Annotated in this window: 13 protein-coding genes; 6 read left to right on the top strand and 7 right to left on the bottom strand. The window is 70.5% G+C overall.

Annotated elements, in window-relative coordinates; genetic code table 11:
- Window positions 1-24: 24 nt before the first annotated feature.
- The 5 genes from pucL to EES41_RS28395 form a co-directional block, all read right to left on the bottom strand.
- Window positions 25-948, bottom strand: coding sequence for a factor-independent urate hydroxylase (gene pucL / locus EES41_RS28415; RefSeq protein WP_123080880.1), 924 nt, complete (start codon window positions 946-948; stop codon window positions 25-27).
- Window position 949: 1 nt separating this feature from the next.
- Complete coding sequence (gene uraH / locus EES41_RS28410) at window positions 950-1,354, bottom strand: hydroxyisourate hydrolase (protein WP_073775670.1); 405 nt, start codon at window positions 1,352-1,354, stop codon at window positions 950-952.
- On the bottom strand, window positions 1,351-1,866 hold the full coding sequence (uraD, locus tag EES41_RS28405) for a 2-oxo-4-hydroxy-4-carboxy-5-ureidoimidazoline decarboxylase (RefSeq protein WP_123080879.1): 516 nt from the start codon (window positions 1,864-1,866) through the stop codon (window positions 1,351-1,353). Before uraD ends, uraH begins: the two co-directional genes overlap by 4 nt.
- A 153-nt stretch (window positions 1,867-2,019) precedes the next feature.
- Complete coding sequence (locus EES41_RS28400; RefSeq protein ID WP_123080878.1) at window positions 2,020-2,403, bottom strand: helix-turn-helix domain-containing protein; 384 nt, start codon at window positions 2,401-2,403, stop codon at window positions 2,020-2,022.
- Window positions 2,400-2,651, bottom strand: a complete 252-nt coding sequence (locus tag EES41_RS28395; protein ID WP_008738054.1) for a thiamine-binding protein — start codon at window positions 2,649-2,651, stop codon at window positions 2,400-2,402. The genes EES41_RS28400 and EES41_RS28395 overlap by 4 nt, the downstream gene beginning before the upstream one ends.
- Before the next feature lie 126 nt (window positions 2,652-2,777).
- Between EES41_RS28395 and EES41_RS28390 the strand changes: the two genes are divergently transcribed.
- From EES41_RS28390 to EES41_RS28380, 3 genes are all read left to right on the top strand, one after another.
- Window positions 2,778-3,611, top strand: coding sequence for a TIM barrel protein (locus EES41_RS28390; protein WP_123080877.1), 834 nt, complete (start codon window positions 2,778-2,780; stop codon window positions 3,609-3,611).
- A gap of 75 nt (window positions 3,612-3,686) precedes the next feature.
- Window positions 3,687-4,577, top strand: a complete 891-nt coding sequence (locus EES41_RS28385; protein WP_123080876.1) for a 2-hydroxy-3-oxopropionate reductase — start codon at window positions 3,687-3,689, stop codon at window positions 4,575-4,577.
- A gap of 239 nt (window positions 4,578-4,816) precedes the next feature.
- A complete protein-coding gene (locus EES41_RS28380) occupies window positions 4,817-6,274 on the top strand; it encodes a catalase (RefSeq protein ID WP_008738060.1) in 1,458 nt (485 codons plus the stop codon).
- Between the two features lie 369 nt (window positions 6,275-6,643).
- Here the strand turns inward: EES41_RS28380 and EES41_RS28375 are convergent, their stop codons facing one another.
- A complete protein-coding gene (locus tag EES41_RS28375; RefSeq protein WP_164495963.1) occupies window positions 6,644-7,813 on the bottom strand; it encodes a serine hydrolase in 1,170 nt (389 codons plus the stop codon).
- Between the two features lie 154 nt (window positions 7,814-7,967).
- Between EES41_RS28375 and EES41_RS28370 the strand changes: the two genes are divergently transcribed.
- Together EES41_RS28370 and EES41_RS28365 are read left to right on the top strand one after the other, a co-directional pair.
- Window positions 7,968-9,212: a histidine kinase gene (locus EES41_RS28370; protein ID WP_123082742.1), complete on the top strand. Its 1,245-nt coding sequence runs from the start codon at window positions 7,968-7,970 to the stop codon at window positions 9,210-9,212.
- Complete coding sequence (locus tag EES41_RS28365) at window positions 9,209-9,922, top strand: response regulator transcription factor (protein WP_254211590.1); 714 nt, start codon at window positions 9,209-9,211, stop codon at window positions 9,920-9,922. The genes EES41_RS28370 and EES41_RS28365 overlap by 4 nt, the downstream gene beginning before the upstream one ends.
- A gap of 111 nt (window positions 9,923-10,033) precedes the next feature.
- On the opposite strand, the gene EES41_RS28360 is transcribed toward EES41_RS28365, so the two are convergent.
- Window positions 10,034-11,047, bottom strand: coding sequence for an agmatine/peptidylarginine deiminase (locus EES41_RS28360; RefSeq protein WP_123080875.1), 1,014 nt, complete (start codon window positions 11,045-11,047; stop codon window positions 10,034-10,036).
- A gap of 148 nt (window positions 11,048-11,195) precedes the next feature.
- Between EES41_RS28360 and EES41_RS28355 the strand changes: the two genes are divergently transcribed.
- Window positions 11,196-11,777 (top strand): TetR/AcrR family transcriptional regulator, encoded by a 582-nt coding sequence (locus EES41_RS28355; RefSeq protein ID WP_123080874.1) that lies wholly within the window; start codon window positions 11,196-11,198, stop codon window positions 11,775-11,777.
- Window positions 11,778-11,785 lie beyond the last annotated feature (8 nt).

The following is an 11,785-nucleotide window of genomic DNA, read 5'->3' as shown; positions in this document are numbered from 1 at the left end:
GAGCCCCGGGACGCGCCTGCCGCGTCAGAGGTTGGTCATGTCCACGGGGATGCGGGCGTCAACGCCGTCGCGCAGGACCGTCGCCTCGATCAGACCGTACGGGCGGTCCGCGGCGAAGTAGACCTCGTTGTCGTTCTTGAGGCCGAACGGCTCCAGGTCGACGAGGAAGTGGTGCTTGTTCGGGAGCGAGAAGCGGACCTCGTCGATCTCCGAACGGTGGTTGATGATGCGCGAACCCATCTGGTACAGGGTCTGCTGGAGCGAGAGGGAGTAGGTCTCCGCGAAGGCCTGGAGCATGTGCTTCCTGGTCTCGGCGTAGGACTTCTCCCAGTTGGGCATCCGCTGCTCGTCGTCCGACCAGTTGAAGCGCCAGCGGGCCGACACCTGGGTGGCCAGGATCCGGTCGTGGGCCTCCTTCAGCGTCGTGTACTTGTCCTTCACGTAACCCCAGAACTCGGAGTTCGTGGAGTTCATGACGACGAGGTCCTTGAGGCCGGAGATGACCTCCCAGTTCGCGCCGTCGTACGTGATCTGGGTGACGCGGGTCTCCACGCCCTGGCGGACGAAGGAGTGGTTCACCTCGTCGGAGCCGATGAACTTGGAGTTGGCGTCCGAGGTGGCGATCCGGTCCCAGGCGTACTCCTCGATCCGGATGCGCGCGCGCTGGATCGGCTCCTGGCTGTTCACGAACCAGCGGGCCAGGTGGATGCCGAACTGCTCGGCGGACTCGATGCCGTGCTCCTTGGCGAACGCGTACACCGTGTTCTTGGTGGTGTCCGTCGGCAGGACGTTGGCGTTCGAGCCGGAGTAGTGGACGTCGTCCATGTCGCCGGAGAGGGCGACCGAGACGTTCAGGTCCTTGATGTGGTGGGTGTCGCCGTCCCGCGTGATCTTGACGACGCGGTTCTCTGCTTTGCCGTACTGGTTCTGGCCCAGAATCGTGGCCATGCTAGCTCCCTCGGTAAACGGAGTAGCCGAACGGGTTGAGCAGCAGCGGTACGTGATAGTGCTCGCCCGGGTTCACCGCGAAGGTGATGGTGACCTCGGGGAAGAACGCACCGCTGTCCCTTACGCGGGGGGCGTCCTGCTGCGCCTCGGCTTGCTTGTCTTCGCCTTGCTTGTTCGAGAAGTACGTCTCGGTCTCGAAATCGAGACGCACGTGTGTGGTGCCCTCCGGCAGCGCCGGCAGGTCCTTGCAGCGGCCGTCCGCATCGGTGGCGGAGCCGCCCAGGGCCGCCCACTCGCCGTGGAGGCCGGTGCGGGCCGCCAAGGAGACGGATACGCCCTCGGCGGGCTTGCCGATGCTGGTGTCCAGGATGTGAGTGGACACCGACGCCGTGGTCTCGGTGCTCATGCGGGGCTCTCTTCCTCGACGAGTCGGGTCAGACGGATACGGTTGATCTTGACGAGCTCGCCGCGGGCGATCTCGCGCTCCCGCTCCGGCGGGTTGTCGATCCGCACCCTGACCGCGTCCCGCATGAACTCACCGGTCGCGCCGGTGGCGCAGATGAGGAAGACGTGGCCGAACTTCTCCTGGTAGGCCAGGTTCAGTTCGAGGAGTTCGCTCCTCAGCTCCTCCGAGGCGCCGGCCATGCCGCGCTGCTCGCGGGCGGAGGTCGGGTCTCCGGGCTTCGGCCGGCCGATCGGCGCGTGACCTGCCATCGCCTCGCCCAGATCGGCCGCCGTGAGCTCCGCCATGGCGGTCTCGTTGGCGGCGAAGAGGGAGTCCGCGGTGGCGAAGGGGCGCTGGGCGAGCAGTTTGCCGCCCCATGCCGAACTGGCGCACACCTCGTGCAGCTCGGCCGTGGCCTCGCTGTCGTCCAAGGCGTTGAACCGGGTGAGACCCGGTGTCGGACTCGAAGTCACGGTGGGCCTCCGTGGCCTTGTTGCATTGACGGGCTGCGCATAGCTAACGCCCTCGGCAACACGGCGTCAACACTTTGTTGAAACTTCCCGTACACAAAAGCCGCCGCCCGGGTGGATTGGGGCGGCGGCTCGTCACAGCGGGTCAAAAACGCTTCACGCTTGGTTGTTCTTGTTGGGATTTTCCCTGTTCAGGTAGTTGTAGACAGTGAAGCGGCTTACGCCCAGCGCGCCCGCGACCGTCTCCACGCCGTGCCGGACGGAGAAGGCGCCGCGCGCCTCCAGCATCCGTACGACGTCCTGCTTGGACTTCCGGTCGAGCTGAGACAACGGTACGCCGTGCCGGCGCTCCAGCGCGGCGAGGATGCGGTCCAGCGAATCGGACAGCTGGGGCAGGCGTACGGCCAGCAGCTCCTCCCCCTCCCACGACAGGACGACGTCGTCGGGCAGGGCCTGGGCCGGATCCATCAGCTCGCCGCCCATCGCGTCGACCAGCGGCTTGACCGCGGCGACGAACGGGTGGTCGCGGGGCTCGGTCACGGGGTGTCCTCCCCGATCACGTTGACCTGGAGCGACACGCGGGTGGCCCCGGACTCCAGCGAATCGCGCAGCAGCGCGGCCACGGCGGTCAGCACCCGGTCGGCCTCACCCTCGGCGGTATTGCCGAACGGGCCGACGTCCACCGCGTCCAGCTGCGCCCTCTGGATGACCTCGCGAGCGGCCACGGCATGGGCGGGGGCCTCTTCGAGATCGAAGGGCTCGGTCGTGAACTCCACTCTCAATCGCACGCAGGTCAAGCTACCCCGCGGTCTCGATTTTCCGGCAGTTCGCACTTGACATCCACGACAAGCCCCATGCAGTCTTCCATCAAGCAGAAACTAACTTCCGCAATACGGAAGGAGCGCACACCCCTCATGGGATACACGGACCAGCGCTTCGATGTGAACCTTTCGATCCTCTTCACGGAACTCCCGCTCGTGGAACGTCCTGCGGCTGCCGCCGCGGCCGGTTTCACGGCGGTCGAGCTGTGGTGGCCCTGGATCGAGACCCCCACCCCCGCACAGGAGGAGCTCGACGCCCTCAAGAAGGCTCTTGAGGACGCCGGCACCCAGCTGGTGGGACTGAACTTCTACGCCGGCCGGCTGCCGGGCCCGGACCGCGGCGCGGTATCGGTTCCCGGTGAGGAGTCGGACCGCTTCAACGCCAACGTCAACGTGGCCGCGGACTTCGCCGCCTCGGTCGGGTGCAAGGCGCTGAACGCCCTCTACGGCAACCGCGTCGAGGGGGTGGACCCGGCCGTTCAGGACGAGCTCGCCCTGGAGAACCTGGTCGTGGCGGCCCGGGCCGCGGACCGCGTCGGCGCGATCCTCCTGATCGAAACCCTCAACCAGCCCGAGTCGCCGCTCTACCCGCTGGTGAGCGCCCCGGCCGGCATCGAGGTCGTGGACAAGGTGAACGAGGCCACCGGCCTCGGGAACGCCAAGTTCCTGCTCGACCTTTACCACCTGGCGATGAACGATGAGGACCTCTGCGAGGTCATCGAAAAGTACGCCGCCAAAACCGGACACGTCCAGATCGCGGACAAGCCGGGACGCGGCGCCCCCGGCACCGGCGAACTGCCCCTCGAAGAGCTGCTCGACCAGCTGAGGAAGGCCGGATACCAGGGCTACGTGGGCCTGGAGTACAAGGCGGCCGACGCCGCCGCCTCCTTCGCGTGGCTGCCGGCCGGGGCCCGCGCCGCCCGATAGGCGGACAAAGTCCGGGCGATTCGCCAGGCACCGACCGCACTTTTCGTACGAAGCATGAAGAGAAGGACCCTCACCATGAGCACCCTCCCCAAGATCGCCTGGATCGGCCTCGGAATCATGGGCTCCCCCATGGCCGAGAACCTCCTGAAGGCCGGCTACCCGGTCACCGGCTTCACGCTGGAGCAGGACAAGCTGGAGCGCCTCGCCGCCGCCGGCGGCACCGCGGCCGGCTCGATCGCCGAGGCCGTCAAGGACGCCGACGTCATCATCACGATGGTGCCCGCCTCCCCGCAGGTCGAGGCCATCTCCTACGGCGAGAACGGCATCCTGGAGAACGCGAGGTCCGGCGCGCTGATCATCGACATGTCGTCGATCACCCCGCAGACCTCGATCGACCTCGCGTCGAACGCCGCCGAGAAGGGCATCCGCGTCATCGACGCCCCGGTGTCCGGCGGCGAGGCCGGCGCCATCGAGGCCGTCCTGTCGATCATGGTGGGTGGGGAGCAGGCCGACTTCGACGACGCCCTGCCGATCCTTGAGGCCCTCGGCAAGACCATCGTCCTGTGCGGTCCGCACGGCTCCGGCCAGACGGTCAAGGCCGCCAACCAGCTCATCGTGGCGGTGAACATCCAGGCGTGCGCCGAGGCCGTCGTCTTCCTTGAGAAGTCGGGCGTGAACCTCGCCGCCGCCCTGGACGTCCTGGGCGGCGGACTGGCCGGCTCCACGGTCCTGGCCCGCAAGAAGGACAACTTCCTGAACCGCGACTTCAAGCCCGGGTTCCGGATCGACCTGCACCACAAGGACATGGGCATCGTCACCGACGCCGCCCGCAACGTCGGTGCGGCCCTCCCGGTCGGCGCGGTCGTCGCCCAGCTGGTCGCCTCGCTGCGCGCCCAGGGTGACGGCGGCCTGGACCACTCGGCCCTGCTCCGCGCCGTCGAGCGTCTCTCCGGCGCCCAGGTCTGAGCCCCGGCTCCACCCCGCGGCCCGCTCACGCCGGGCCGCCTCCCCCTGACGGGGGCCTGAGTCTCCGGATGGTGCCGGTGCTGACACCTGTCCTGTCGCGCCCAAGCGCCGGCGCCGTCCGGATCACCTCTCCCCATCTTTGTTCAACAAACTGTTGACGCTACGTTCGGCCTGAAATTAGGCTGTTCCGCATGACGGAAGACGCTTTTCGTCAGCAGGTTCCCGTACGGAAGGTCACCATGTCGAAGCGCACGCTGACGACCGAGTCCGGCGCCCCGGTCGCCGACAACCAGAACTCCGCCACCGCCGGCGTCGGTGGCCCGCTCCTGGTCCAGGACCAGCAGCTCCTTGAGAAGCTCGCCCGCTTCAACCGTGAGCGCATCCCGGAGCGCGTGGTGCACGCCCGCGGCTCGGCCGCGTACGGCTACTTCGAGGTGACCGACGACGTCACGGCGTACACCAGCGCCGCGTTCCTCAACACGGTCGGCAAGAAGACCGAGACCTTCCTGCGGTTCTCCACCGTCGCCGACTCCCTCGGCGGCGCGGACGCGGTCCGCGACCCGCGCGGCTTCGCGCTGAAGTTCTACACCGAAGAGGGCAATTACGACCTCGTCGGCAACAACACCCCGGTGTTCTTCATCAAGGACCCCATCAAGTTCCCCGACTTCATCCACTCCCAGAAGCGCGACCCCTTCACGGGCAAGCAGGAGCCGGACAACGTCTGGGACTTCTGGGCGCACGCCCCCGAGGCGACGCACCAGATCACCTGGCTGATGGGTGACCGGGGCATCCCCGCCTCCTACCGTCACATGAACGGTTACGGCTCCCACACGTACCAGTGGACGAACGAGCAGGGCGAGGCCTTCTTCGTCAAGTACCACTTCAAGACGAACCAGGGCGTCCGCTCCCTGTCGTCGGACCAGGCCGCCGAGATCGTCGGCAAGGACGGCAACTCGCACCAGACCGACCTGCTCCAGGCGATCGAGCGCGGTGTGAACCCGAGCTGGACCCTCTACGTCCAGGTCATGCCGGCCGCCGAGGCCGCGGACTACCGCTTCAACCCGTTCGACCTCACCAAGGTGTGGCCGCACGGCGACTACCCGCTCCAGCGCGTGGGCCGGCTGGTCCTCGACCGCAACCCGGACAACGTGTTCGCCGAGGTCGAGCAGTCGGCGTTCTCCCCGAACAACTTCGTCCCGGGCATCACCGCCTCGCCGGACAAGATGCTCCAGGGCCGCCTCTTCGCGTACGCCGACGCCCAGCGCTACCGCCTCGGTGTGAACCACACCCTGCTGCCGGTCAACGCCCCGAAGGCGACGAAGGCCGAGAACTACGGGCGCGACGGCGTCATGGCGCTGCGCAACGGCTCGCGCCACGACAAGAACTACGAGCCCAACTCGTACCAGGGTCCGGCCGAGACCGGTCTCGCGCTCGGCGCCCCGAAGGCCGTCTCCGGCTACACGGGCACCCACGAGGCCCCGGCCCACACCAAGGACGACGACTTCTTCCAGGCCGGTGAGCTCTACCGCCTGATGTCGGAGGCCGAGAAGCAGCGTCTGGTGGCGAACATCGCCGGCGGTCTGTCCCAGGTCACCCTGGAAGACGTCATCGAGAAGAACCTGGCTCACTTCCACGCCGCCGACGCCGACTACGGCAAGCGCGTCGAGGAGGCCGTCCGCGCCCTGCGCGACGCCTGAGCCGCACAAGCTGCACCGGGGGCCTGACGGGAGGTCAAGCCCCGGGTGCCGAGCCCGAACCGCGGACCCGGATGAGGGGTGGTACGCGGTGAGGGCAGGACGAGGACCGTGACGGGCGTGTGAGCCAGTGCGGTGGTAATGGGTTCCAAGGCCCGTCTCTTGACCTGAGGGAGACGGCGCCGAGGTTCTCGTCACCGCCCGTCGCGGTCCCAGCCTCGCCGGGTTTCCCCGGCGCCCACCACTCCGCCCGGCGGTGCGAACGTCCTGTCGCGCCAGCCTCGCTCCGTCGGGCGGTCACCACCCAAAGCGCCGAGTCACGGACGGTCCCGCGACTCGGCGCTTTGCCACGTCCGATGCGGGAGGGGCGGTTCAGCGGCACAGGGCCGCCTCCACGACACCCTCCAGACGCCGCGTCGCCGCCACGTCGGCCGGGATGCTCGTCACCGCGATATTGGCGGCGCGGCCGTCGTCGGTGACGCCGCCGCGGGTCTCGTAACCCGCGAGGTCACCGCCGTGGCCCCAGTACACGCCGCCGCACGACAGCGGTCTGCTCATGATCCCCAGCCCGTAACCGGCGCCGGTGTCCCCGATGGGAACGGTGGCGCGCATCTGGGCGAGCTGGGCCGCCGGAAGCAGCCGGCCGCCCAGGAGCGCGGTGAAGAAGCGGTTGACATCGGAGTTGGTGGAGATCAGCTGACCTGCCGCCCAGGCCGCGGAGGGGTCCATTTCCGTGAAGTCGCGCAGCGGCGCGCCCTCCGATTCCCGGCTGTAGCTCTTCGGGTGGGGCTCGCGGACGGTCCGGTCCCCGGCGGCCGGGAAGTAGGTGTGGCGCAGTCCGGCGCGCTTGATGACGCGCTCGCCCATCTCCTCGGCGAGGGGCCGGCCCGTGACCTTCTGGACGATCAGGCCCGCCACTATGTAGTTCGTGTTGCTGTACGCCCACTTCTCGCCCGGGTCGAAGTCCGCCTTGTGCTCGAAGGCCAGGTCCAGGAGGTCGCGGGGTTCGAAGTACCGCCGCCGGAGGGTGTCGTCGTCGAGGCGGGCTTCGTAGTCGGGAAGTCCGCTGGTGTGCTGGAGGAGCTGACGGACCTTGATGCGGCGCCCGTCGATCCCCTCCCCGCGCACGAGGCCGGGCAGATACGTGTCGACCGTGGCGTCGAGGTCGACCTTTCCCTCGCCGACCAGTTGCAGCACGACCACTGCGGTGAACGTCTTGGTGGTGCTGCCGATCCGCACCTGGCCGTCCTGCGGCACCTTCGCGCCGGTGGCCACATCGCCGACCCCCGCGGTGTAGGTACGGGTACGGCCCTCACGGTCCTTGACGCTCGCCAGGGCGGCGGGCAGGCCGTCGGCGCGCACCAGCGCGTCCAGACCCTGCTGGACGGCGTCCGGCTGGGGCGCGGCGAGCGCCGCGGGCGGCGCCAGGGCGCCCATGGTGAGGGCGGCGACCGCCACCGCGGCCGCCGTGGCTGCGGCTCCGCGCCGGCCGCACCGCTGCCGGCCGAGGGACCGAGGCCATTGCCGGGTCTGTGCACGCATGAGTCAACTCCGTTGGAATCGTCGGGACCGCCTGGAAGGAACAGTGCGATCTTGGCTCCGGAGCGCTCGGGTGCGCATCGCGGGAAAGCGGGAAAAGAACCTCCCCCGATCGGGGGAGGCCCCTCGCCGGGCCGCCCGGCCATACTGGCGAATGATGATCACCGGAATCCGGCCGCTGCTACGCGGCTCCACGTATGCGGGCGCGCTGTTCGCCTATGGCGGCGCGCTGCTGAGCCTTCCGCTGCTGCCCTTCGCGATGCTGCCGGCGCTGGCGTGGCAGTCCGCTCCCGAGGGCGTGCGGATCGCCGTGGTCCTGCTCCTCTGGGCCGCTCTGATCGGCGTGACCGGGCTGGCGCGCGGTACGCGGCGGGCGCTGATCGCCGGTGCCCGCCGACTGCTGGGGCTGCCGTTGCCGGATCCCGCGTCGGCAGCCGGCGCCGACCGGTGGCGGACCCCGCTCTGGCTGCTGCTGCACGTGGCGCTGGGGTGGGCGGGGGCGCTGGTCAGCGGGGTGCTGTTCCTCATCGCCCTGGTCCTGCCCGGGGGTTGGCTCGGCGGCGAGGCGGAGCTGAGCCTGTCCGGCCGGTCGGTGCGCGCGGCGGATGGCTGGCAGAGCTGGGTGGTGGCGCTCGGCTGCCTGCTGCTGGCGGCGATCGGGTGCGCCCTGGTGGCGGGCGCCCTGCGGTGGCTGGCGCCCAGGCTGCTGGGGCCGTCGTCGGCCGAGCGGCTCGCGCTGGCGGCCGAGCGGGAGCGGAAGCTGGCCGAACGCAACCGGCTGGCGCACGAGTTGCACGACTCCATCGGCCACACGCTGACGGCGACCACGATCCAGGCGGCGGTGGCGGGCGAGGTGCTGTCCGCCGACCCGGGCGCGGCGCGGGCCGCGCTGCGCAGCATAGAGGAGTCGTCCCGGGCCGCGCTGGAGGACCTGGACTACGTACTGGGCGCGCTGCGCGAGGAGAAGGCCGGGACGGCGCCGGCCCGGACCCTGGCCGACCTGCCCGAGCTGCTCGACCGGTTGCGGCACGCGGGCGCGGTGGTGGAGCCGGAGCTGTCGGGCGACTGGGCGCAGGTGCGGGGGACGCCCTCCCGGGCGGCGTACCGGATCCTCCAGGAGGGGTTGACGAACGCGTTGCGACACGGGGCGGGCGGCCCGATCGAGGTCCGGGTGGCGGTCGGCCCGGACGGACTGGAGCTCGGCGTGGCCAACCGGACGAGGACGGGGACGGACGCCGGCGCGGGCGCGCCCACGGGGCCGGGCGCCTTCCCCACGTCCGGGCACGGCCTGCCCGGGCTGGCCGAGCGCGTACGGCTGCTGCACGGCGAGATCGAGGCCGGCCCGGACGGGCCGCGGCAGTGGCGGCTGACGGCCCGCCTGCCGGTACGGCTGTCGGCATGAGCGGCTCCGGCGCGGGCGTCGAGCACCGCACCGCCTCCCCCGACCCCGAATCCGCCCCCGTCACCCTGCTGATCGCGGACGACGACGAGGTCACCCGCAGCGGTCTGCGCCTGCTGCTCGCGGCGCAGCCGGGGATCGCGGTCGTCGGGGAGGCCGCCGACGGCGTCGAGGCGGTGGAGCAGGCCCGGCTGCTGCGGCCGGACGTGATCCTGATGGACGTACGGATGCCGCGCCGCAACGGGATCGAGGCCACCCGGCAGTTGCTCGCGGAGTCGGACCGGCCGCCGAAGGTCGTGGTGATCACCACCTTCGAGAACGACGACTACGTCACCGCCGCGCTCAGCGCCGGGGCCAGCGGCTTCGTGCTCAAGCGGCGCCCCGTCCCGCAGATCGCGGAGGCGGTGCGGGTGGTGGCGGCCGGGGAGGCGATCCTCTTCCCCACGACGCTGCGCCGGATGGTCACCGCCCGCCCGCTGGCCTCCACCGCCGCGCTGCCGAGGGCGGCGCTGACGGGGCGTGAGGAGGAGGTGCTGCGGCTGATGGCCACGGGCCTGTCGAACCCGGAGATCGCGGGGTCCCTCTCGGTGACCCTGGAGACGGTGAAGACCCACGTCGGGAACGTGCTCACCAAGCTCGGCGCCCAGAACCGGACCCACGCGGTGGTGATCGCGTACGAGTCCGGCCTGGTGGTGCCGAGGTTCCCGGGCTGACGCGGCGCGCTTCCGCGCCTCCGCGCCGGCGCAGCGGGTCGCGCTCGGCGGGCTGAGCGCGGGCCGGGGAGCCGGGCGGGGAGCCGCAGGAGGTGCAGAGCTGGTACGCGCTCACGCCCGGGTCTCTTTGGGGAGTTGCTGGGTGATGCAGTGGACGCCGCCACCGCCGTACGCGAGGACCGGGGTCGGTACGCCGACCACCGTGCGGCCGGGCAGGGCGGCGGCGAGCACGGCGAGGGCCGCGTCGTCCTGCGGGGTGCCGCCGACGGGGACCACACAACCGCCGTTGGCCAGGTAGAAGTTGAGGTATCCGACCTCGACTCGGGTGCCCGCGATCTCGCCGTACGTGGTCTGGGGGACGGGGACGACCTCCAGGGCGCGGCCGCGGGCGTCGGTGGAGGCCTCCAGGACGGCGAGGTTGGCGCGCATCCGGGCGTGGTCGAGGTGCGCGGGGTCCTCGGGGAGGGAGACGGCGACCTTCGCGGGGCCGATGTAGGCGGCGACCCCGTCGACGTGGCCGTCGGTCTCGGTGTCCTCCAGGCCGCCGTACGGGAGCCAGATGACCTTCTCGACGCCGAGGCGGCGCCCGAGTTCGTCCTCGATCTCGGCGCGGCTCATGCGCGGGTTGCGGTTGGGGTGCAGGAGGCACTGTTCGGTGGTGATGAGGGTGCCCTCGCCGTCGACGGTGATGGCGCCGCCTTCGAGGATCATCGAGGAGTGCACGCGCGGGGTGCCGAGCCGGTCCAGGAGGAGCGAGGCGAGCTTGTCGTCGGCGGTCCAGGGGTAGTGCTTCTCGCCCCAGGCGTTGAAGCGGAAGTCGATGCCGACGCGGGCGCCGTGCTCGTCGTGGGCGAAGATCGGGCCGGAGTCGCGCAGCCAGGAGTCGTCGATGGGCAGCTCGATGACCTCGATGCCGGTGCCGGTGCCGCAGGCGGCGCGGGCTTCCTCGGCCAGTCCGGGCGCGGCGATCATGAGGACGGGCTCGAAGCCGGCGATGGCGCGGGCCACCGCCGCGTACTCCTGTTTGGCCGCTTCGAAGGCGGGGCCCCAGAGGGCGGGGCGGGTGGGCCAGGCCATCAGGCAGGCGTCGTGTTCGGCCCACTCGGCGGGCATGCGCGGGTTCATGGGGCGGCTCCTTGATGCGATCGGTGCAGGTCGGCACCCCGCGCAGGGAGACTGACTGAATTTCCAGTCAGGATGCCGGGGTGCAGCTATCGTGGGACCTGACTGAAAGCTCAGTCAAGGGGTGTCCGACGGAAAGGTGCGAGCGAGAGTGGCCGATCGCCAAGCGTTGATCCTGGAAGCAGCCGTCCGCGTCATCGCCCGCACCGGTGTCAGAGGCCTGCGGGTCGAGGAACTGGCGGCCGAGGCGGGCGTCTCCACCGCGCTGATCTACTACCACTTCAAGGACCGGGCGGGCCTGATCCGGCGCACCCTGGCCTTCATCAGCGACCGCGCCACCGACTACACCGACGCGGCGCTCGCGGACACCGACCACGCCCGGGCCACCCTGCTCCAGCTGCTGACGGGCGAGCTCCAGGACACCGAGCGGGTCCGCGAGAACAGCATCGCCTGGGGCGAGTTGCGGGCCACCGCCATCTTCGACCCCGATCTGCGGGAGCCGCTGGCCGAGTCCACCCGCAACTGGACCCGGGACACCGCCGAGGCCATCGCGGACGCCCAGGCGGCCGGCCGGGCCGACCCGCGCGTCTCGCCGCTGGACGCCGCGGACCGGCTCACCGCCCTGGTGGAGGGCCTCAGCGAGCGCTGGCTGAGCGGTTCGCTGACCCTGGACCGGGCCCGCGCGCTGCTGGCGGGCGCGATCGACGCCGAACTCGGGCCGGACGCCGCCTAGTGCTGTGG

Origin of the sequence: Streptomyces sp. ADI95-16 (assembly GCF_003721495.1) — a bacterium.
Taxonomy (GTDB): Bacteria; Actinomycetota; Actinomycetes; order Streptomycetales; family Streptomycetaceae; genus Streptomyces; species Streptomyces goshikiensis.
The sequence above is the reverse complement of the archived record's forward strand: the minus strand, read 5'-3'. Positions and strand labels throughout refer to the sequence as shown.

Excerpts from the sequence above, each read along its gene's own strand:
- pucL (WP_123080880.1), bottom strand. The coding sequence starts at position 948 with ATGGCCACGATTCTGGGCCAGAACCAGTACGGCAAAGCAGAGAACCGC.
- uraH (WP_073775670.1), bottom strand. The coding sequence starts at position 1,354 with ATGAGCACCGAGACCACGGCGTCGGTGTCCACTCACATCCTGGACACC.
- EES41_RS28390 (WP_123080877.1), top strand. The coding sequence starts at position 2,778 with ATGGGATACACGGACCAGCGCTTCGATGTGAACCTTTCGATCCTCTTC.
- EES41_RS28385 (WP_123080876.1), top strand. The coding sequence starts at position 3,687 with ATGAGCACCCTCCCCAAGATCGCCTGGATCGGCCTCGGAATCATGGGC.
- EES41_RS28380 (WP_008738060.1), top strand. The coding sequence starts at position 4,817 with ATGTCGAAGCGCACGCTGACGACCGAGTCCGGCGCCCCGGTCGCCGAC.
- EES41_RS28375 (WP_164495963.1), bottom strand. The coding sequence starts at position 7,813 with ATGCGTGCACAGACCCGGCAATGGCCTCGGTCCCTCGGCCGGCAGCGG.
- EES41_RS28370 (WP_123082742.1), top strand. The coding sequence starts at position 7,968 with ATGATCACCGGAATCCGGCCGCTGCTACGCGGCTCCACGTATGCGGGC.
- EES41_RS28365 (WP_254211590.1), top strand. The coding sequence starts at position 9,209 with ATGAGCGGCTCCGGCGCGGGCGTCGAGCACCGCACCGCCTCCCCCGAC.
- EES41_RS28360 (WP_123080875.1), bottom strand. The coding sequence starts at position 11,047 with ATGAACCCGCGCATGCCCGCCGAGTGGGCCGAACACGACGCCTGCCTG.